The following is a 21,181-nucleotide window of genomic DNA, read 5'->3' as shown; positions in this document are numbered from 1 at the left end:
CCTCAAGCCCGTTTGGCTTCAATAAATTCAGCTAATTTAGCCACTGATGCGAAGATTTTTTCTACATCGTCTGTTTCTGCATCAATACGGACATCATATTTTTTCCGTATGGCCAGCCCCAATTCAAGAGCGTCGATTGAATCCAATTCAATACCTCCATTGAATAAAGCTTCCTGGCTATCAAAATTGGCAACAGTCAAATCCTCTAAGGCCAATGTATCAATAATCAGTTGTTTTAATTCATTTTCCAGGGCAATACTCATTGCGTCTCCGTTGTTGACTAAAATAATCTTGTAAATAGCGGTTGAACCGACGTACTGCAATACTCCTAGGCATTATCGCCTGAAAATCATCCAACACCATATCTTCCCCCACCGTCATCGACAAATGAAACCGCCTTTCAGGTATTTGATACCATTTTTCCGATTTGGTTAATGTGCTGGGAGTACAATGTATCGTAACCGGCGTAACCACTGCGCCAGATTGCAATGCAATCGCCGCCGCACCGCGTTGAAATTTATAGTCGGCATTGGGTATGGTCCGGGTGCTTTCTGGAAAAATAATCATGATGCCGCCGGATTTCAAATAATCCGAGCAGGTGTTGATCATTTTTTCGGGATCTTCGTTGCTGATATAGCCTGCGTTGACAATCGGCCCTTTCATGCAAGGGTTATGGCATAATTTTTTTTTGACTATGCAACTGGCATAGGGAATCCTGCTGAGTAAAAATACAATATCAATCAAAGTGGGATGATTTGCCAAAATGAGCTGACCGGGTCGGTTTAATTTTTCCAGGCCATTAATTTCATACGTCATAATGCCAATCCTGTGCATTAGGCCGATAAACAGATAAAAACTGTAATGAACGCACTTTTGCGCCCGCAGCCTTTTCTTGGCCGGGCTATCAGGAATCATATTAAGGATAGGAAATACGACAACCCATAACAAAAAACCGCCGGCCCCAAAAACACTAAAACTCAGCCCAGTTGCAAACAAGCGCCAGTAATAATCAAGTTGTTTTTTCATTTTTGCCGTCTTGCGATGACTGCCCATTAAAAGTTGCTAGATTATCGCCAATTTTGGATGCCTTTGCTTAACTTAATGGCATCACTGCCGGAGACCTTGCGTAAAGGGCGAGGTATTTTTGCGACTTGCCCAAATTAAATAAAAACAATCAACCTGTACTTTGATGACTTTAGAAATTCCCATTTGGCCTTATGTCTATGGCTTGCCTTCCGGTGTCGGCAACATCCGTACCGTACCGGAAGATTTCATCGTGTATGAAAATCTTGCTTTTGAACCGGTCGGCAGCGGGGAGCATGTTTTCTTGCAGATACAAAAAACGGGCGAAAACACCGACTATGTCGCCAGGCAATTGGCTCGATTTGCCAATGTGCGGCAGCGTGATATTGGTTATGCGGGACTTAAAGACCGCCATGCCGTAACGACCCAATGGTTCAGCGTCTGGTTACCCCGTCAACCTGAACCGGACTGGATGGCATTTGAAAACGACATCCTGAAAGTATTGCATACCGTTCGTCATGCCCGAAAACTAAAACGCGGCGCCTTGTCGGGCAATAGTTTTAAAATCATCATTCGTGGCTGGCAAGGCGATCGAGCGAAAACCATGGGGCAATTATCGTTAATGAAAGCCAACGGCATTGCCAACTACTACGGGGAACAACGCTTTGGCAACCAGGGGCAAAATGTCAACAAAGCCTTGGCGATGTTCAACGGCACGAAAGTCGGTCGAGAACAACGCAGCCTATATTTATCTGCCGCACGTTCGTATTTGTTCAATAGAATCCTTAGCGAACGGGTTGCCGCAGGAAACTGGAACCGCGGACTTCCCGGAGATACCTTTATGTTCGACTGTTCGCATAGCAGTTTTAAATCGCAGTTGCCGGATGTTGAAATTCTGCGCCGACTGGAAGCTAAGATCATCCATCCAACAGGCGTGTTATGGGGTAAGGGCGAAATTGACGTATCAGCAGACGCACTCTCCATTGAGCAGAAGATTATTGATGGTTATGACGGGCTGGCCCAGGGCTTGGTTGACAGTGGGGTGGAAAAAGCCCGGCGCACCCTAAGGGTTAACGTGGACAATCTGGAATGGCAATTCAGCAATCAAGAGACTTTGCAGCTCAGCTTCACCCTGCCGACTGGCAGTTACGCCACTTCGGTGTTACGGGAAATAATAGGGACAAAGAATCCCAGTTTTTCGTAAATTGATACAGCCCCAATACCTTGTGCCTTATGCACTGGTTTTTCGCCGGTCATTAATAGCGACAATCGGCGTAAGGGAATCCGAAAATAGTGAGGACTCCCCTTCGATCTTCTTTATTATGCTATCTAACGCATTGCGCTGGTTCAAAATGACCAACAAATCCTGCTCCAGTTTATCGAGATTTTCGTGAAGGCTATCCTTTGATTTCATCAAGGAGTTCAAGACGGCAAGGCGAGTTTCGATTTGCCTTTTATATCCCATGATTTGGTAAGCCAAAGGCGACATGACATTCCTGCCCCACTTTAAGGCATCTTCATGGGCGTTTCCTAAAATTGTCCGGGCTTGTATCAGCAGTGTATTGTACAGTTTTTTTACCACCACACTCTGTTCCATAAGGGTAACTTGCGTGCTTAAACGAAACACTTCGCTTGCATCGAATAATTGATCGAGTTCAGCATGGTATTGTGCAATTGAAAACAGCCGTGGCTCGATTACCTGAAAGCCGTGTTCATCGTGAAATTGTTTATAAATGGTCCGCACCAAAACTTGTGTTTCCAAGGTCAACATCACGGTTTCTTGAAGCAAATTCCGCAAATCATCAAATAATTTCCGCATGCATTGTTTCATGCCATAGGTACTCAGGCTCTTCATCATCTCCAAGCCACCCTGCATAATCAAGGCATCGACTTTTTTTTGGGACATTGAATTGACTAATTTTTTCTGGAGCATCGTAAATTCTTTGCGGCTTTTTTTAAATGCGGCAAGGTTTTCAAAATAGGCAACCTGTTCGTCCTGGGTGTCCTGAATCAACTGACCGATCAATTCACGATTTACGACATCCAATTGCTTAAACTCCTGAAGTTGATCCCTTGCCCGCGAATATTGGAATTCAATCAAATTGACGGACTCCCTGAAAAGAAAACCTATCTCCCTGACGACCATGTCCATCAGTAGAGCTTGGCGTTGCTGGAAAATGCACTGGGAAAGGTAGGCCTCAAACCCAGCTATACGGCTTCTTTTCAACAGGTCAGCATCTCCCCTGATTTTGGCAATCAATGCCTGTTTTGCGGAAACCGGAAAAATGACATCAGCGCTGATATTTAATAATTTTGCGACACTGGACAATTGGGCGTTAATGGCATCCTGGTACTCGTCGTCACTGCTTAAAAGATCGTCCCAAAACGTATCAATTTTGTTCAATACGACGGCACGGCCTTGCTTGCTCGTTTTGGCAATGTGGTCGCACCAAATACCCATATCGCTTTTGGTAACACCCGTATCGGCAGCAACCAAAAATACAATGGCTTGGGCATTGGGCAACATATTGAGCGTTAATTCCGGTTCCGAACCCAACGCATTTAGGCCAGGCGTATCAAGGATGGTCAAACCCTTTTTAAGCAACGGATGAGGGAAATTAACCAAAGCATGCCGCCAGCGAGGAATTTCAACCGTATCGGCGTTTCCCCTCAGTGTCTTTGAATACTCTTCTTCATTAAATAAACCCAGTTTTACGGCATCGTTTATGGAAACTTGCTTTTCCGCATGTAATTCTTTAAATGCCGTTTGCATTTGCAACATGGAATCACAATCGAGATCCAAATGTACCCAACGGTCTTTCTGTTCTTTGAGGGCATCAAGTGAGGCATCGTCCAAACGGCTTTCAATATCCAACAGGCGGATATAACTGGCTTCGTTAGCATCATAAAACAATTCAGTCGGGCACATGGTTGTGCGTCCCGGTGAAGAAGGCAATAACCTTACGCCTGTTTGGCTAAAAAATAGCGCATTGATCAACTCGGTTTTGCCGCGCGAAAATTCCGCCACAAAGGCAAGCGTAATCCTGTCGGCCATAAGGGTTTGCTTAACCTTTAACATGCTGGCACTGTCGCTGACATCGCTAAGCCCATACTGCTTGCGCCAAGCGTGATAAGTTTCAATAGCCTGCTGCAACTGTCCCCGCCAGCGATCAAAGCTGAGCATGTTTTCTTCGAAACTATTGTTTTCCATAGTTGAGCTTCAAACCCATCCCCTTAATATTCTCTGGATATTTGTGGCAATCAAAATGACAGTTTTATTGAAGTATAGCCAATTGATTTTAGTTTGCTATTTCAATTGCTTTGTCACCGCCCGTTACGATAATGACGCATCAAGTGTAATATTTTATTTGTTGACCGGAATTATGTAGCAACTGAAAAAACATGGTTATAAGGCCCTACTCTGCATATCAAACGGTGCATTCACAATGCCTACCTTAGTTATATCTGGTTGCGATTGCCGTCTATGCCAATGCAGTTAAGAGCCTTTCCGCGTTGCAGCTTGGACACGATTTAGGCGTGCCGTACGAGACAGTGTTTGCGTTGTCGCACAAGATTCGTGAATCGTTGATGAAACACCAACTCGATGGCTAAGGCGAAGCCCAAATAGGGAAGGGGCTTATGTGAACGGCCATATCCGCCCCAAGGACAAGAAAACTGGCCGCATTGGCAGACGGTAAGCTAAGGGCTCAGGTTTTTTGGCAGTTCAATCAAAAGCATTTTTGGAATTCCTTCAGTAGGCTTTTTATACGCTTGCCGCTTGCTGAACCAGTCTTTTTAATTCATTAATCAAAACACCACGAGTACTGGTTTTACGCCAGACCAAGCCGATAGTCCGTTTTGGAACAGGTTCTTCAAACGGAATATATCGGATACCGGCGGAATATTCGCGAATGGCTATTCGCGGCATAAATGTCATGCCGGTTCCAGCAATTACCATCTGCCTAAGCGTTTCTAAACCGGTGGCCCGCACATCCTGCTGCTCATCAGCCCCGTTGATTTGACAGACTTGCAATGCTTGCCCACGCAGACAATGGCCTTCATCGAGCAGCAACAATTGCTGTCCACTCAAATCCGACTGTCCGATAATGGATTTTGCGGCGAGTGAATGATCGCTTTGCACCGCCAACAAAAATGCGTCATCAAATAATGCAGTGGATTCCAAAAAATCTTCACTTATCGGTAAAGCCAATAACGCCACATCTAAAGTCCCGCTTTTTAATTGTTGTATCAGATCGTCCGTTTTTTCCTCAACCAAAATCAACCGAATCCGTGGCAATGCCTGTTTGATTAAAGCCACTAACTGCGGGAAAAGATAAGGGGACAAAGTAGGAAATGCGCCGAGCCTTAAATTGCCTGACAAAGCATCCTTGGCGGTTTCCGCCAATTCCTTGATGATATCGATTTCTTGTAAAATCCGCCGTGCCGATGCAATGATGTGTTCACCTATTTCAGTGGGAAGCACTTTTTTATTGGTGCGTTCGAAAATCTGGACACCCAAGCTTTCTTCCAGCTTCTTAATCTGCATGCTTAAGGTTGGTTGGCTGATATAACAGCGCTCTGCTGCTTGTACAAAGCTACGCAGGTCGGCAACCGCAACCAAATAATGTAAATCTCTGAGATTCATCTCGCCCCTAAAAATAGATAACCTCTATCGTTATTATAAAAACAATCGAATGTCAATTGCAAAAGATTGTCGATAGACTATCCCTGCATTGAATCAAAACCGATTCAAGAAAGGGGCAAATAGCATCATAGTTAAGGTTGCCCTGACTAACTTAAACCAAAAACTGGAGAACTCTCATGGCTAACTTTGTCCCTAATGTCGTATTCAAAACCCGTGTCCGCGACGAAAGCATCGGCGGCAACAACCCGTTTCGTTGGCAGGATGTATCCTCGGACGATATTTTTAAAGGCAAAACGGTGGTCATCGTTGCTTTACCCGGCGCTTTTACCCCCACATGCTCAAGCACCCATTTGCCGGGTTACGATGCAAAATACCAGGACATCATTGCCCAAGGTGTGGATGAGGTGTACTGCTTGAGCGTAAATGATGCTTTCACTATGTTCCAGTGGGGCAAGCATCTTGGCATCCAGCACGTCAAAATGCTGCCGGATGGCAATGGCGATTTTACGCGCGGCATGGGTATGCTGGTGAAAAAGGAAAATTTGGGCTTCGGCTACCGTTCCTGGCGTTATGCGATGTTGGTTGAAGATGGTCGGATCGTCAAATTGTTCAGTGAACCGGGGCAATCCGATAATCATCCGGAAGATCCGTTCACCGTTAGCGATGCGGATACCATGCTTGATTATTTGAAACAACGTTGAGTTCCCAGGTTGGTCGGGCAGTTTTTAAAACTGCCCGACCTTAACTTTACAATAGGATTAAATTCAAATGTCTGAGTACGATGTCGACTTGTTTGTTATTGGTGCGGGCTCTGGCGGCGTTCGCGCTGCGCGCATGGCCGCTGGCTTAGGTTTGCGGGTTGCCATAGCTGAAAGTCAGTACCTTGGCGGTACGTGCGTCAATGTGGGTTGCGTACCCAAAAAACTGTTCGTTTATGCGTCCCATTTCCGTGAGGATTTTGCTGCTGCCAAAGGTTTTGGTTGGTCGGTCTCGGAACCGCAATTCGATTGGTCACGATTATTGGCGCAGAAAAACCGTGAAATCCATCGGCTGCAAGGTATTTACGAAGGCTTGCTCGTCAATTCCGGGGTACAGGTCATTACGGGGCAAGCCCAGATAATAGATGACCATACCGTAGTCATCGGCGAAAGACACTTCCATTGTGGACGTATCCTCATCGCAACTGGAGCTCAACCTTCTGTACCCGATATTCCTGGCAAAGAATTTGTCGTCACTTCGAACGAAATGTTTGCTTTGGAAACCTTGCCTGAACGAATATTGATTGTCGGCGGCGGCTATATTGCCGTGGAATTTGCCGGCATCATGCATGGGCTTGGGGTCAAGACGACCCTGAGTTATCGTGGCGATAAGCTGTTGCGCGGCTTTGACGATGACGTGCGGGATTTTGTTGCACAAGAAATGGTAAAAAAGGGTATCGACATCCGCTTGAACACCGAAATCAGTTGCATTGAACAAAACGCTAGCGGTTTCGTTGCCCATACCAATCAAGGTCAAACCATCAAGGCCGACCTGGTTTTATACGCGACCGGCAGAAGGCCGAATACAGCAGGCTTAAGGTTGGAAGAGCTAGGCGTCGAAATGGAGGCAAGCGGTGCCGTCAAGGTTGATCGGCACTATCAAACCAGCATCCCATCGATCTATGCCTTGGGTGATGTTGCTAATCGTTACAACCTGACACCGGTAGCCACCGCAGAAGCCATGGCATTCGTGAGCCAATGCTATACCAATCAACCGACATTCGTAGATTACGACAACATCCCGACCGCCGTATTCAGCCAGCCGAATATTGGTACCGTCGGTTTGACCGAAAGCGAGGCCAGAAAACGACACCCAGAAATTGATATTTACCGATCAGTATTTACCCCGATGAAACACACTTTATCCGGGCTTGGTGAAAAAACGCTGATGAAAATGGTGGTTAACCGCAATAACGATAAAGTCTTAGGATTGCACATGGTTGGAGCGGATGCCGGAGAAATCATCCAAGGCATGGCAGTAGCGATCCGGGCAGGAGCGACCAAGGCGGTTTTTGATTCGACGATTGGCATACACCCCACGGCTGCTGAAGAGTTTGTCACGATGCGCACACCACAGCAGTAATCAACAACAGCATCGTGGATTGCGCATGAAAATCCACGTTTAACAATTCGAACGGCACTTATTGATTCGGCCTTGTGAAGTATTAAGTTTCCGTTCGCCTTGAGCCTGTCGAAAGGCGGTGTGTGCTTCGATAAGCTCAGCACGAACGGTTCAGACATTAAAAGGCCGAATCTATGAGATAAACCGACGTAAACAAAAATAAAATGGCTGACTCTTTAATACGGATATCGTCGTGCTAAAATCAATGGCAAACGTAGAGAAAAAGCACCCATACCTTAACAATGAAAATCAGTACGCCTTACGACGCCATCGGCGGCGAACAAGTTCTCCTCAATTTGGTCGATCGGTTTTATTTCTACATGGATAGCCTGCCTGAGGCAAAGGGCATACGCGCTATTCATCAGTATAATCTTTCCCCAGCCAAGGACAAGCTGTTTAAATTTCTGTCCGGCTGGTTGGGTGGCCCTAATTTGTTCATCGATGAATTCGGTCATCCTATGCTGCGCGCCCGCCATCTGCCCTTCGTAATTGGCGAATCTGAGCGCGACCAGTGGATGCTGTGCATGAATAAAGCACTGGCGGAATTGGGCATGGATCCCCAATTTAAAATCAATATCCAGAATGCTTTGCAACAACTAGCCACACATATGATTAATCAGGTGCCGAATCAAGAATCTGGCAAGGTATGCTGAACTGGATTTTGAAAGATTACCCTGAAAACAGCGTACCCATTTACCAGAGTGCATTTATGTTGATCTGTTTATATACCATTTTATTCACCAGACTGGTAAAACAAGGGCTAAAACTGGCTAATATTGTCGGCTGTTTTAATATTTAGCTTAACCTTCATCTTTCCAAAAAATCCTATTGCCACTATGAATGCCAGTACCGTTCAGGCCATTGCCAAACAAAGTCGTCTTGCAGCACAGCAATTATCATCTGCGTCCGAATCAATGCGGAATCTCGCGCTTTCGAATATGGCTGATTCGTTGGAATCGGTTAAAGACCGGGTTATGGAGATTAATGCCCAGGAAGTTTTGAAAGCCCGTCAGGAGGGACAGTCGGATGCGATGACCAAACGGTTGACCATTGACGAGAAAGTATTTCAATATATGGTCTCTAGGCTAAAAAAGGTCGCACAACGACCTGATCCGCTAAATCGTGTGTTGGAAGGCCATACCAATCCCGCCGGACTGCGGGTCTGTAAGAAATCGGTGCCACTGGGCGTCATCGGCATTATTTACGAATCGCGTCCTAATGTCACCACCGATGCCGCAGGTGTATGTATAAAAAGCGGCAATGCCGTCATCTTGCGGGGCGGATCGGAAGCGCTGCAAACCAACACCCTCCTGACTGATGCCATGATCGCAGGCGCTGTTAGCGCAGGGCTTCCGCAACATGCCATACAGATCATTCGGATGCCAGGGCATGAAGCCGTAGGTGAACTGCTCAAAATGGATGACTATATTGATGTATTAATTCCCCGTGGAGGGAAAGGTTTGATCAAACGCATTGCCGAAGGCACCCGGATTCCGGTTATCAAACATTACGATGGTATTTGCCATCTTTATATTGCGGCAGATGCAGATCCAATGCAGGCCGTCGAGCTTGCGGTTAATTCGAAATGCCAAAGTGTCCAAACCTGCAACGCGCTTGAGACGCTGTTGGTCGATAAAAAATGTGCCAAGCTGATGCTTCCACTCCTCCAGACAGGATTCAATTCAAACAATATCGAACTGCGTGGCTGTGAAGAGACACAAAAATTATTGCACGACATCTCCCCGGCGACAGAAGAAGACTGGCATACCGAATATCTGGCGTCGATCCTTTCGGTAAAGATTGTCAACAGTATTGAAGAAGCCATTGACCATATCAATCACTATGGTTCGGGGCATACCGATGGTATTGTCACGCAAAGCCTGAACACGGCCCAACAATTTGAACAGCAGGTTGATTCGGCGTCGGTCATGATTAACGCCTCGACAAGATTGTCAGGCGGTGGCGATTATGGCTTGGGATCGGTCGTCGGTATCAGCACGGACAAGCTTCATGTCCGTGGCCCGGTCGGATCCGATGAGCTGACGACCTACAAATGGGTGGCTTATGGCAATGGTCATTTGAGGGGTTAGTTTGGAGAGTTAGGAAATACAGACAATTGCAAGCTGTTGAATAATAATTGTACGACCCTTATTCCACATAATTATCGCCCATTTCAAAAAGATCGTTCCCTGCCTTCTTCTCCCTGACCATAGCTTTTTCAACTTTCTGCTTGTCATGGCACACCAAGGCGACTTTCGTATTGCTATCCTGACCACTGGAACGCATTGCGGCGACTCCCATTTACCCAGTCATCAGGGCAATAATAGGGGACACGATCAGATGGCAAGGTTCACTTCCCAAACCTGATGCACCAGGGCAATAGTCAAATTATTTTCCTAACAGCTAACTTGCCAAGCCAATGGTCTCAACCCTGTCTATGGTGTCGAGCGTTATCTTGCCTTCCTGGGCTAGCCAGCCGATGCTGCGTTGGATGATCTTTTCTTCTTCAGGAAGTTCACGAACCAATTTTGCAACGGGCGTTGCGCCGTGTTTATCCAGGTAGTGCCATATATCGCCGGCAATCAGGCCCACTCGTTCAGGCACAGCCATTTCAGGTATCGACGCTTCGGCTATGGGATTGGCCGCTTTTGCCTTTCCGGGGGATTTCCGGGTTGGGCTTGGTTTTACTGGTGTAGCAGTATCTGCCGTTGGTTGTTCGGTTTTTTCCTTTGGCGCTGGTTTTGGAGCTATGGTTTTTTGTTTATTCGAGGGCTTCTTAGCTGGGCTTATGTTCTTTGCCTTTGCTTCCGTGGCAACAACTGCAACAGGCTTTTCGGTTTTGGCCTCAGGCGTGGGCTTTTCTGTAGGGCTATTCGATTTTTTCATTGTGTGATAAATATAGATGAGGAAGAAAATAAAAATAGGCACTAACAATTCAGTCATGGATAAACTCCTTTCTTTTGCGGGATTTTACTTGATATTAGGGACATAAGTAAAAACGGATAAGGGAGGCTGTATTCTGGACAGAAACGGAACTTATACAGTGTATATTACAGGCTCGGCGTGGGTAAACATTTTCAAGTAAACTGATGGTGGAGCTATAAATCGATGGGGCAATTTCGTTTGAATTGGGGATTAATTATTTGGCTTCCTAGTATCAGAATGTCGATAAACTTGACATTGCCTTATGAAGCCGTAAATAGGGACGGTGTTAGATACGTCTAAAGCTAGAAAATTATAGTATATCGCAAACTCAGTTGTTTTAAACTATGGTAGTACTTATCCCAGTGGCCTGCTTACACCAGACCGAAAGTGTTTCTACCGGCCTTCCAGGAGAGAAACCTGTAATATTGGAAAAAATACAGCCGCAATATAGAATTTGGTATCAGCGAGTTAAAAAAGATTAGAGGAAACCCCATATCATGGCACATATGCATAATCAGGCACTACTTGAAGGCATCCAGCTCGGTGTTTACGAAATCAAGGAAGCCTCAAAAATTGGTACCTTCGATATTACCTACCGAGCCTGGAATCACCATCTAAAGGAGTGGGTAGAAATACTAGAGTATTTTCCCTGCGATTTCGCCATTCGTGCCAATGATGGCCTAGGCGTCGAACCCAAATCCCCAAGCCATAAAGAAGATTTTGAATATGGGTTAAAAGCATTTTTGGAATTAGCCGAAGAACTCACACAAATCGAACATACCAATATTGTCAAAACTGAAAATATCTTGCAATTCAATGGGACCGCTTACCTTATCTTGGCTTGCCAAGAAGGTGTGCCGCTTTCCAAATTAATACAGTCCCAGTCATTTTTTGCTGAAACAGAATTAAAATTTATCCTACTATCAATCTTGGATGCCCTAAAGAAAGCCCACAAACACAATACGATACATGGGGGTATCCAGCCGGAAACGATTATTTTGGACAAGAACGGCATACCGTTTTTGACCCATTTCTCCAGCGCCAGATTGGCTGCCGCAAAACACACTACTAAGCTCGCAGATGAATTAGCGCCCGGTTACTCAGCACCAGAACTCTATGGGCGTCCCCATACACCCGGACCCTCCACCGATTATTATGGGCTGGGCGCAACGATGTACTATTGTATTACGCATAGCCAACCAACCGATGCCCAAAGCCGGCTAACAGCTTTAAGCAAAGGGGAATCCGATCCGGTCGCTTCCCTCGCTAAATCTTCGGATAGCATGTACAGCACGGAGTTATTGCAAGCAATAGATTGGATGCTAAGGCCTAACTATAATAATCGGCCGCATTCAGCGAGTGAGATTATAACGCTACTCAATTCAGGGCCTGCCCACCAAGATGGTCAGACAACTTCTCCGCATGATGACATAGCGATTCCCGACCATAATCCGATTGTTAAGAAACCGCTATGGATCGGCATCATGGCCGGGATATTTGGGTTGATTATTTTTGGATTATGGTTTGTAAACCAGCCTTCAGAAACAAATGGCGACCAAGCCGTTATAGCCACCACCCAGCCTTTAACCCAAAGCAACCCCAGTAAAGCCGTAGTCACCCCAAATGCAATAGAAGACCAACCGGTCGCCTTGACAACAACCGAATCCAGCCAAGAATCCAAACCGGCAAGCCAACTCGAACCCACCCATAAAGAGTTAAATCAACCTGATAAAAAGCTACAGCCAGCCAACGAAACAATCCATGCAGAAGCAGGTACTGACGACAAGCTACCCCAAAATGGCATGGAAACGGAAAGTAAACCGGTTTCCAAACCCCAATCTGACAACACAATTACGCCCACGATAAAACCTGAAAGTGGTCAAAAAGTAGAGGCCATTGAAAAATCACTGCATAGCCTTGAGAAACAAAAATCGCAGGCAAATCCAAGCCATGAAGATTCCATTAACGGATACTTGGCCGCCGCCAAAAAAGCCATGAAAGAAGTGCGTTTCACTACGCCAGCGGGTAACAATGCCTATGAATATTACCAAAAGGTACTCGCCAAAGAACCAGACAATGCGGAAGCGCTCGCCGGGCGTCAAAGAATAGTTGATCGTTATGCTTGGTTTATACGGAAATCGAAAGCCGATGGAAAACTGGACAAAGCCAAGCGCGTTTTGCAAAGGGCCGAGTCTGTCCTGCCGAATGACCCTAAACTACAAATAATTCGTGAGGAATTGGCCAACACTAAAGAATAATGGACTATCTGTATAATGCCACTTAATTTGATAAATCAGCGTTTGGCATTGCCAGTCATTATTTCATAGCACCCTGCATAAACCAGCGACCATTAGTCCGATGTTGAAAGCCGGAAATAAGCTGGGGCTGATTGACTAACAGGAAATCCCATGGATCACTGATACAACCCAAACCAATCGACGGCAGGACGGGTAGGAATCGGTTGGATTGCCGTGGTATTTTGGAAGAAATCCTCTAGGATATATTCCAGGCCATAAAAGCTTCCGCCTTCAAATCCTTGGCAAAGGACATCAAAATTAATATTTTGATCAACCTTCGGCGTTTGGGTTTTATTTGATATTTTCATTGCAGAATCCCGCACCTTTGTATAAAAGTTGCTTGTACCATAACCGTTTGTCCCTGAATACAATATGAACAAGCAGCATGATCGTGACTTTTTTATGATGTCAGGGTTACGTTCGTCCAGGGATAAGGCGACCACCTATTTTGGGAAGACCATCTATAGATGGCATCGTCCAATGATGTCACCAAGTCAAATCATCGGGTACTTGGTATTCGGCATAAAGGTCTTCCTGATCAACATTCCTAAGATTGGGTTCGTTAAGTACAATAACGCTAGATACATCGCGGGCTTTAATTTTTTCTGCGATTGTAGAAGTGACCACTTCATATTGTCGGCCTAGTTTAACGATAGCTAATTGGCCATTGCCCAATTTTTCGCGCATTTCCTCAGTCAAGTAAAGCGTCTTTACCTTATTGTTTTCTGTAAAGTGATAGGGAATGCTGTTATCCAATTTTTCTACTACGCCATTACCCAAAGGCAGTCGGTTTAGTTCAATTAACTGCTTTATTTGAGCGGCAAGTTGTTTTTGGTCTTGTTCCTCTTTTCGCTGTTGATTTAACTGACGGGCCCTGTCGGCTTGTTCAAGCCTGACTTTTTGGGCTTGTTCTTTTAAGTCATCAACGACCAATGCCTTATTATGCTGCTGCTGTTTAACCTGCTTATGCTTTTCCGATTTTACGGCCTTTGCATGTCCCGCACCGACCAAACCGGATTTTAGCAATTGTTCCTGTAATGACAATTTTGCCATCTTCGCTACTCCAAAATAATCTAACTTGTATTCTACGGTTTGTATCTTAAAGTGGCAATCAGCGTTGACTGGCGCATCCCAACAGCTATAGCCGCGAAACTTAACCATACCAGCGCAGGAAAGCCGCCGATATGAGTGCTGCAATGCCTACAGGTCGACCACCTGTCGGATGTGGCTTCGCTTCAGAGAGGACAGCATACCGCCCACGAATTGCACTTATGAAGTATTTGGGTTTATGTCACTTAACCTGAAGGTCGGCATTGATGTCTTTACTGACGATCACGATTCTTTTAGCTTCGGATAAGAAAGATTCAGTGCCTGCCAACTGCAGACACTCGCAATTGCCATGACCAGCCTTAAATCTGATCTAATGCCCTTACCCCCTTTATTAAGCACATGACATGGGTATAAATCATGGTTGTAGCCGGGTGTATGGCTTATCAGTTTAGGGATACACGAAAGTGATCCCGCACTTGATCCAGAAGTTTCGGCGGACGGTCAATCGGTGTAGTTGTAACTTGCATAAACAGCTTGATAACAAAATAAGGCTGTGATAAGTTTTTGTTATATTTAAAGGAAGCGACATGTTATGCACCTTTTTTGAAATTTGCTATACACCTGAACAGGTGCATACTTTACGTTAGACAGCATTGGCAAAACTTCGCATATATGGATTGGACTAATTTTTTATTGGGTGTTGGGGCAAGCTTAGTTGCTGCTGCAATTTGGCAAGTATTTATTTCAGTAGCTAGTTATGTTCCATCAAAATACCCAGATATTCGAGGGAATTGGAAAGCAAGTTACATAGAAAACGGTAACCAAGTTTGCGATACAATTCACGTCAAACGCCAATTTGGAAGAAAAATCAGTGGCACAATCCACTCGCCTGGTGAAGGTAACGATGATGTAGTCTATTCGTTTAAAGGTGAATTTATATCAAATATGGATTTTAAAGTTTCATTTACACCTGTTAGTCAAATACATACTGATTATGGTGTTGGTTTATTTCATATTAATAATAATGGCGCAAAAATATCTGGTTCTACTATAAGTTTTAATTTCGAATCAGGTAAACTAGAACCACGCGAAGTTCTAGGAGTAAGGGAAAATGTCTAACATGTCAGTCAAAGGGACGCGCTGGTCGCAGGCGCTTTTGAAGGCTGGCTGTCTTTTCAGGTTCGTCGGCTTCGCTTTAGTCTGCCAAACAGCGCGCCCATTACTTTTACGTTAGATCTTCCTCCAGCGTAGGCAGAGCCATCATGTCGAATTGGGATTTGCGTGAACTCGAAAGCCTTATAGAGAAGTCTCACGGGACGCCTCAACTTGAGAAAGCTGCGGCCCACATTCGCAGTGTTGCGAGAAAGTTAGAGTCGGCGGGATATCACTATCAGATGGCTCTTGGGGCATTTGAAAACGTGTTTCCCGTTCAGAATGACGAGCTTATTTCTGTAGCAAACACGATTCTCGGGGTGGGAGAAAGTAGCCGAAAATACAGGTTTGCCACTTTGGCGCATGAGTCAAACGTCATTGCGCTTGCACACGTAATGCACTCAATGACGGACGTTTTTTCACATGTTATATATGACTCACTAAATCTCTCCGGTCTTCATGAAGATAAATTGAACCTGAGTATTGTGAGCAAAAATCTCCCAGCCGGAGAGCTGAAGGATCGAGTGGTGAGAGTTCTTGGTCTTCAACAGTACAATTACCTAAATTCACTTGTTAATACTTCGAAGCACATACAGCTTGTAGAGACCGTGTACTCCGTTGATATGACTGGTGAGAGCAAGATTCCTCATGGGCTTAAATTCAAAGCTTTCAAATACAAAACTGAGTCACATGCTGAGAAGTACGCGCAAGACTTCCTTGTAGACATGAAGACTCTGTCTAGTGAGTATGTGTTGCTTGGTTCGAAGATCAACGTCCAACTAAGGCCGAGCTGGAAGATCTAAGGCGCACTAACCAAAGGGCAGTGCGCCGTATTATCAAAATGTTAACCCTCTGTTTTTACCCTGTCGGTTGATTAGTTACTGTTAATTATTATGCTTACTACTGGATTTTCTACTTGTACAAAAGCTTTTGCTGGGATCAAGTTTGAAAACAAGATGTCCCTCGATAAAGCCTGCCCACCATAATCTGGCAAACCACTAGATGGATGCAATAAAATCAGTGCGGAGACAGAAATCACGGCTTGTTTGACAGGGACTCGGCAAGTGCATTGCCTGACGCAAATGGTTGTCAGTGTGAACACTGTAATTCTTATAGGTTACACAATCGGAGCTGTAAAAGAGTCATTGTAAAGGTTACTATAACGGTGAAAACAGTAAGCTATTTGGAATGGACCTTTATTTGGACAGGATATGAACACCCTATTTCTCATCGCCTCTTTATTTCTAACTAACACTGTGTTTGCCGCAGACAATACCGTTGCAGAAACGAATGCAAATATCGATTTAACCCATCATATTATCGGTTTCCTTTCTATTTTAATCACTGTCTTGGCTTACGTGGCAGCGATGATGGAAGATGTGATTGATTTACGCAAGTCAAAACCGATGGTTTTGGGTGCGGCGCTCATCTGGTTTGCTATCTGTACCTATTACGCCTTACATGGCGAAGCCAAGGTGGCTGCACTGGCTTTTGAGAGCAATTTGCTCGCGTATATTGAATTACTGTTATTTATCCTGGTTTCCATGACCTATTTAAATGCCATGGAAGAGCGAGGGATTTTCGACGGCATGCGAATTTGGCTGTTAAATAAGCAATTCAGCTACCGGCAATTGTTTTGGATAACCGGCTTTTTGGCCTTCCTGCTTTCTACCGTGGTCAGTGGGCTTGCGGTCGGGTTGTTGATGGGTGCCGTAGCGACGGCGGTAGGTAAAAATAAAAAACAATTTATCGGCATTGCCTGTGTCAATATCGTGGTGGCGGTCAATGCTGGGGGAACATTCAGCCCGTTGGGCGGTATCTCGACGCTATTCGTTTGGCAAAATAAAATCCTGAAATTCGGGGAGTTCTTTGCCTTGGCGCTCCCTTGCCTGGTCAATTTTCTCGTCCCGGCAATTGTCATGCATTTTTTTGTCCCTAAGGATACGCCTGCCGCTTCAAGCCGGGCAATAAACCTTAGGCGTGGCAGTAAACGAATTCTTATTCTCTTCGTGATGACCCTGATGATTACTGTGTGGGGGAACGTTTACCTGGAGCTTCCCCCTGCCGCCGGTATGATGGCGGGCTTGGCGTTTCTGCAGTTTTTCAGTTTTTATTTGACCAAGACCGTTAAAAACCAAGAAAGCCAATTTGCTTACGCCTATAAGTTTTTTGGCGTGGATGTCCCTGTCGGCAATGAAAAGCAAGACTTCGACATTTACAAAAATGTCGGCAACATGGAGTGGGATACGCTGTTGTTTTTTTATGGCGCCATGATGATTATCGGTGCCTTGAGTTTTTTAGGCTACCTTGATGCGATTGCCCATTTCTTATACGGGCAAAACCATCCGACGAATGCCAATATTATCATCGGATTGTCATCGGCATTTATCGATAACGGAACGCTGATGTTTGCAGTGCTAAACATGCATCCAGACTTACCCCCAGGGCAGTGGTTATTGCTCACGTTAACGCTTGGCGTTGGCGGTAGTCTTTTGGCAATCGGTTCGGCTCCCGGCGTCGGCTTGCTCGGCCAGATTAAAGAAGGCTATACCTTCGGCTACCATATGCGTTGGATGCCGGTGATTTTACTCGGTTATATCGCAAGCATTTTTGTCCATTTTTGGGTAAATGCCCATTATTTTTAATTATTGGATAAAAGTTACTTAAATAGCCCTGCTTTCGGCTCTTTATTAAAAAGGATGGTTAAAATTGTCTAATCCACTAAGCTTTCGCTCTCTGATAAAAAAAATAGCGTCATTAGTCGCCATCTTCGCATTCATCAGCCTTCAAGGTTGTTTATCGCCGGTAGCCCTTGATCGAGCTGTCATCGAGTATGACAAAACGATGACTGATCTTTTATCCAAGCAGTTGCTTCTTAATATCGCCCGTGCCCATCAACATCAACCTATACATTTCACAGGCATCTCCAATATCGCCGCGACGTTTAATTTTCAGTTTAATGCCGGGGCCACACCGGCATTCACTGGCGACAACGGTTCTTTAATGACACCGGTCTTCGGCGGCACCGTCTCGGAAAATCCCACAATAAGCATTGTACCTATTGAAGGGGAAGAATTTACCCGTAGGTTATTGACGCCATTCCAGGAAAGCAAACTGACCATGTTATTACGTCAAGGCGCCGATGTGGATTTAATATTGCGCTTGTTGGCTGGTGAACTCAGGCTCTACGGCAACGAGCAAGCAGGTATCTATGCCAATAATCCCAGCGATATCCAGGGGTATCGATTATTCCGTCAGGCAGTGCTGCATTTGTCTTCAATCCAGGATAAAAATCGGCTTTATGCCGAGCCGTTGATGTTCGACCAGAAGCTCACACTTTCAGCAGACTCGATGACGGCAGATCAAATCGCCGCCTTGCAAAAAGACTACACCCTAGATTATTCGGCTGAAAGGAATCAGATACTCCTGAGCAAAAAAATTATAGGCCGTATTGTGTTGACCAACTACGACCCGGCTACCTTGAGCAATGATGAACGCAAACGTTTACATGAGGAAGCCAATGAACGGGCTGATAATGACGTTATGGTCGATATACGACCGGGCTTTACTGGGGGAGAATGGCCGATTCATGGGGTTTTTCGCTTACGTAGTTTTCATAATGTGCTGAACTTTATCGGGCAATCGATAGATGGAACACCCGAATACCCCGTCAATAAACATTCCCAGACCCCTTTTGTTACAGAAAACCCAATATCCACTTTAGATATTTTTGTGAGTGCAGATGAACCGGAAGACACGGAGTTAACCACTCAATTTAACGGTAGTTACTATTCACTAAAACCGGAAACCGGATATCAATGGAACCGCGAAGGATTCCGGCTTTTATCCCAAATATTCCAGATGACAATTACCGAGCTAGGACAGCAAGGGGCACCGGCGATCACCATTGCCAAGTAAAAGTAATAGATGCAATATCATCTTCGTCGATAGATAACGGCACCTTAATGTTTGCCGTGTTGAATATGCACCCTAACCTTCCGACAGTGGTTATTATTGACCTTGGCGCTAGGCGTAGCCGGCACTTTGTTGGCGATTGGCCCGCACCTGCGCTGCATGTATTGGGGCTAATGAAAGGCCACATAAAAAAGGGTGAAGGTTATACTTTTACCCTGCATTCGCGCTGGATGCCTGTCATTTTATTAGGCTTTTTCGCCAGTTTTGGTGCGCCCTTACTTAATCAATGGCGGTACGTTTTATTGCTCCCACTAACCTGTTTCTTAAGTGTTTGTAGTATGTTAATGTTGAATCCTTTGGCGCGGTCAGATGACCAAACGTTGGGATTGATAGCCCAACTTTCTGGTATCGATACCGCCAGATGGAGCGGTATGCAAAAATACGGTGTGAATCTTGGCGGTTGGACAACTGTCGGTATCTTATTGCTGACGACTTTTGTGCTGTCAGGATGCCAGCCATCCGGTGAGCCTGAGCTTTCAGGGGAGACCCAAGGAACGACTTACCATATCAAACTGGTCCTGGGCGATACGTCAACATCATTGGAGAAAATTCAACACGAAATTTTAGCGACACTGGCCGATATCGATGCCCTGGCCTCCAACTACAACGAAAGCTCTGAGATCTCAAGCATCAACCGGCTGGAGAGTACCGATGCGTTGCCAATATCCCCAGAAATCGTCCGGTTATTAGTCATTGCCCGTACCGTATACGAGCGGTCGAATGGATGTTATGACCTGACCGTCAAGCCCTTATTTGATTTATGGGGCTTTTCCCGTCACCAAAACCGCGTGCCTACCGATCAAGAAATCGACGAAATTCTTCCCCATATAGGAATGGACCTTCTAGAAATAGATGAGGTCAACCTGCGCATCATAAAGAAGGATCCCAAGATCAAGATTGATTTGTCTTCGATCGCACAAGGTTATAGCGTGGGTGCCGTCGCTCACCGCCTTGAAGCGTTAGGCATAACCAATTACCTAGTGGAAATAGGCGGGGAAATGATGGTAAAGGGACGCAAGGCTAACGGCAATAATTGGCGGGTTGGCATTCAGGCACCCACTCCCTACACCCAAGGGATTCAGAGGGTGATTGATGTCAGGGAACAAGTCGGTACTGCCATCATGACAGCCGGAACCTATCGGAATTTCTTCGAGGAGAACGGGCAATCCTATTCCCACATCCTGCATCCCAAAACCGGACGACCCGTAACCCACCATCTGCGATCGGTTACCGTGATGCATGACGATCCGGTTTGGGCAGACGCTTGGGATACCGCCCTGCTTTGCGTGGGCGAACAGGAAGCCATGCGAATCGCAGAGGCTGAGAATCTCAAAGTATTGCTCATCTACGAAAAAGAGAAAAAGCTTACCGAATATATGAGTAAAGCTTTTGCCTCCGCACGGCAACCTGCCGAAAAAGATGGCAAGCTGTTTTGAACGTGCCATTCTACCGTAGGCTATTGTTCATAAGTAGGCCGAATTCTTGCCAAAGCGATGCGCATCCGCATGTAAATTGGTTGTGGGTGCTGTCGTTCCTTTGGTTTTAACGGATTGATTGGCCATTCAGGGAGTTAATCAACCCCAGAAATATCCTGATGCTTTATCTGCTGGGTGTCTTTTGCGGCTACAGAACTCCTTGGGGACGTTTTCTTAGCCAGCGGGGTAAAAAATAGTGTAGCGCATTGCGCCTTACCGGGTTGAAGGCTGTAATGTTTGGCATGAAGGCGATCCCGCACATGATCCAGAAGTTTCGGCAGACGGTGAATGGGTGTAGTATTGGCTTGCATAAACCGTTTGATAACAAAATAGGGTTGTGATAAGTTTTTGTTATATTTAAAGGAAACAATATATTATACACCTTTTTTGAATTTTGCTATACATCTGAACAGGTGCATACTTTACGTTAGCACCTTGAGCTAGTCATGCATTCAATTAGAAATATTAGGGATAAATAT

The 21,181-nt window shown here is 45.4% G+C and carries 20 protein-coding genes; 11 read left to right on the top strand and 9 right to left on the bottom strand.

Annotation, left to right across the window (positions count from 1 at the left end; genetic code table 11):
• Positions 1-2: 2 nt before the first annotated feature.
• Positions 3-263, bottom strand: coding sequence for a phosphopantetheine-binding protein (locus MGMO_RS04030; protein ID WP_023493754.1), 261 nt, complete (start codon positions 261-263; stop codon positions 3-5).
• Entirely contained in the window at positions 241-1,026 is a 786-nt protein-coding gene (locus tag MGMO_RS04025; RefSeq protein WP_036306807.1) for a lysophospholipid acyltransferase family protein, read from the bottom strand. The genes MGMO_RS04030 and MGMO_RS04025 overlap by 23 nt, the downstream gene beginning before the upstream one ends.
• A gap of 163 nt (positions 1,027-1,189) precedes the next feature.
• On the opposite strand from MGMO_RS04025, the gene truD reads away from it, so the two are divergent.
• Positions 1,190-2,227: a tRNA pseudouridine(13) synthase TruD gene (truD, locus tag MGMO_RS04020; RefSeq protein WP_023493752.1), complete on the top strand. Its 1,038-nt coding sequence runs from the start codon at positions 1,190-1,192 to the stop codon at positions 2,225-2,227.
• A 27-nt stretch (positions 2,228-2,254) separates the two neighbouring features.
• Here truD and MGMO_RS04015 read toward each other — a convergent pair whose 3' ends face one another.
• Both MGMO_RS04015 and MGMO_RS04010 read right to left on the bottom strand, forming a co-directional pair.
• On the bottom strand, positions 2,255-4,234 hold the full coding sequence (locus MGMO_RS04015; RefSeq protein ID WP_023493751.1) for a dynamin family protein: 1,980 nt from the start codon (positions 4,232-4,234) through the stop codon (positions 2,255-2,257).
• A gap of 552 nt (positions 4,235-4,786) precedes the next feature.
• A complete protein-coding gene (locus MGMO_RS04010; RefSeq protein ID WP_023493750.1) occupies positions 4,787-5,668 on the bottom strand; it encodes a LysR substrate-binding domain-containing protein in 882 nt (293 codons plus the stop codon).
• Between the two features lie 176 nt (positions 5,669-5,844).
• On the opposite strand from MGMO_RS04010, the gene MGMO_RS04005 reads away from it, so the two are divergent.
• The 4 genes from MGMO_RS04005 to MGMO_RS03990 all read left to right on the top strand — a co-directional run bounded on the left by MGMO_RS04005 (position 5,845) and on the right by MGMO_RS03990 (position 9,918).
• Entirely contained in the window at positions 5,845-6,369 is a 525-nt protein-coding gene (locus tag MGMO_RS04005; RefSeq protein ID WP_023493749.1) for a peroxiredoxin, read from the top strand.
• A 67-nt stretch (positions 6,370-6,436) separates the two neighbouring features.
• Positions 6,437-7,789, top strand: a complete 1,353-nt coding sequence (gor, locus tag MGMO_RS04000) for a glutathione-disulfide reductase (protein ID WP_023493748.1) — start codon at positions 6,437-6,439, stop codon at positions 7,787-7,789.
• 281 nt (positions 7,790-8,070) lie between these two features.
• Positions 8,071-8,481: a group II truncated hemoglobin gene (locus MGMO_RS03995; RefSeq protein WP_023493747.1), complete on the top strand. Its 411-nt coding sequence runs from the start codon at positions 8,071-8,073 to the stop codon at positions 8,479-8,481.
• Positions 8,482-8,664: 183 nt separating this feature from the next.
• A complete protein-coding gene (locus MGMO_RS03990; RefSeq protein ID WP_023493745.1) occupies positions 8,665-9,918 on the top strand; it encodes a glutamate-5-semialdehyde dehydrogenase in 1,254 nt (417 codons plus the stop codon).
• A gap of 58 nt (positions 9,919-9,976) precedes the next feature.
• On the opposite strand, the gene MGMO_RS19875 is transcribed toward MGMO_RS03990, so the two are convergent.
• On the bottom strand, positions 9,977-10,129 hold the full coding sequence (locus tag MGMO_RS19875; RefSeq protein ID WP_161808460.1) for a hypothetical protein: 153 nt from the start codon (positions 10,127-10,129) through the stop codon (positions 9,977-9,979).
• A gap of 102 nt (positions 10,130-10,231) precedes the next feature.
• Positions 10,232-10,771 (bottom strand): winged helix-turn-helix domain-containing protein, encoded by a 540-nt coding sequence (locus MGMO_RS03985; protein WP_023493743.1) that lies wholly within the window; start codon positions 10,769-10,771, stop codon positions 10,232-10,234.
• 479 nt (positions 10,772-11,250) lie between these two features.
• Between MGMO_RS03985 and MGMO_RS03980 the strand changes: the two genes are divergently transcribed.
• Positions 11,251-13,011: a protein kinase domain-containing protein gene (locus MGMO_RS03980; RefSeq protein ID WP_023493742.1), complete on the top strand. Its 1,761-nt coding sequence runs from the start codon at positions 11,251-11,253 to the stop codon at positions 13,009-13,011.
• Positions 13,012-13,166: 155 nt separating this feature from the next.
• Here MGMO_RS03980 and MGMO_RS19460 read toward each other — a convergent pair whose 3' ends face one another.
• Positions 13,167-13,358, bottom strand: a complete 192-nt coding sequence (locus tag MGMO_RS19460; RefSeq protein ID WP_023493741.1) for a hypothetical protein — start codon at positions 13,356-13,358, stop codon at positions 13,167-13,169.
• Between the two features lie 178 nt (positions 13,359-13,536).
• On the bottom strand, positions 13,537-14,103 hold the full coding sequence (locus tag MGMO_RS03970) for a DUF2058 domain-containing protein (RefSeq protein WP_023493740.1): 567 nt from the start codon (positions 14,101-14,103) through the stop codon (positions 13,537-13,539).
• Positions 14,104-14,772: 669 nt separating this feature from the next.
• Here MGMO_RS03970 and MGMO_RS03965 point away from each other — a divergent pair.
• The 5 genes from MGMO_RS03965 to MGMO_RS03945 all read left to right on the top strand — a co-directional run bounded on the left by MGMO_RS03965 (position 14,773) and on the right by MGMO_RS03945 (position 20,663).
• Positions 14,773-15,219, top strand: a complete 447-nt coding sequence (locus MGMO_RS03965) for a hypothetical protein (protein ID WP_023493739.1) — start codon at positions 14,773-14,775, stop codon at positions 15,217-15,219.
• A gap of 158 nt (positions 15,220-15,377) precedes the next feature.
• On the top strand, positions 15,378-16,055 hold the full coding sequence (locus MGMO_RS03960; RefSeq protein WP_161808459.1) for a hypothetical protein: 678 nt from the start codon (positions 15,378-15,380) through the stop codon (positions 16,053-16,055).
• A 408-nt stretch (positions 16,056-16,463) separates the two neighbouring features.
• Positions 16,464-17,897, top strand: a complete 1,434-nt coding sequence (gene nhaD / locus MGMO_RS03955) for a sodium:proton antiporter NhaD (protein ID WP_023493737.1) — start codon at positions 16,464-16,466, stop codon at positions 17,895-17,897.
• Between the two features lie 199 nt (positions 17,898-18,096).
• A complete protein-coding gene (locus MGMO_RS03950; RefSeq protein WP_235557225.1) occupies positions 18,097-19,170 on the top strand; it encodes a hypothetical protein in 1,074 nt (357 codons plus the stop codon).
• Positions 19,171-19,217: 47 nt separating this feature from the next.
• Entirely contained in the window at positions 19,218-20,663 is a 1,446-nt protein-coding gene (locus MGMO_RS03945) for an FAD:protein FMN transferase (RefSeq protein WP_023493735.1), read from the top strand.
• 134 nt (positions 20,664-20,797) lie between these two features.
• Here MGMO_RS03945 and MGMO_RS19450 read toward each other — a convergent pair whose 3' ends face one another.
• Positions 20,798-21,013 carry a hypothetical protein gene (locus MGMO_RS19450; RefSeq protein WP_023493734.1) on the bottom strand — a complete coding sequence of 72 codons (216 nt, stop codon included), beginning with the start codon at positions 21,011-21,013 and terminating at the stop codon, positions 20,798-20,800.
• Between the last annotated feature and the right edge of the window lie 168 nt (positions 21,014-21,181).

Origin of the sequence: Methyloglobulus morosus KoM1 (genome assembly GCF_000496735.2) — a bacterium.
Lineage (GTDB): Bacteria > Pseudomonadota > Gammaproteobacteria > Methylococcales > Methylomonadaceae > Methyloglobulus > Methyloglobulus morosus.
This window is presented reverse-complemented; position numbering and strand designations above follow the sequence as displayed.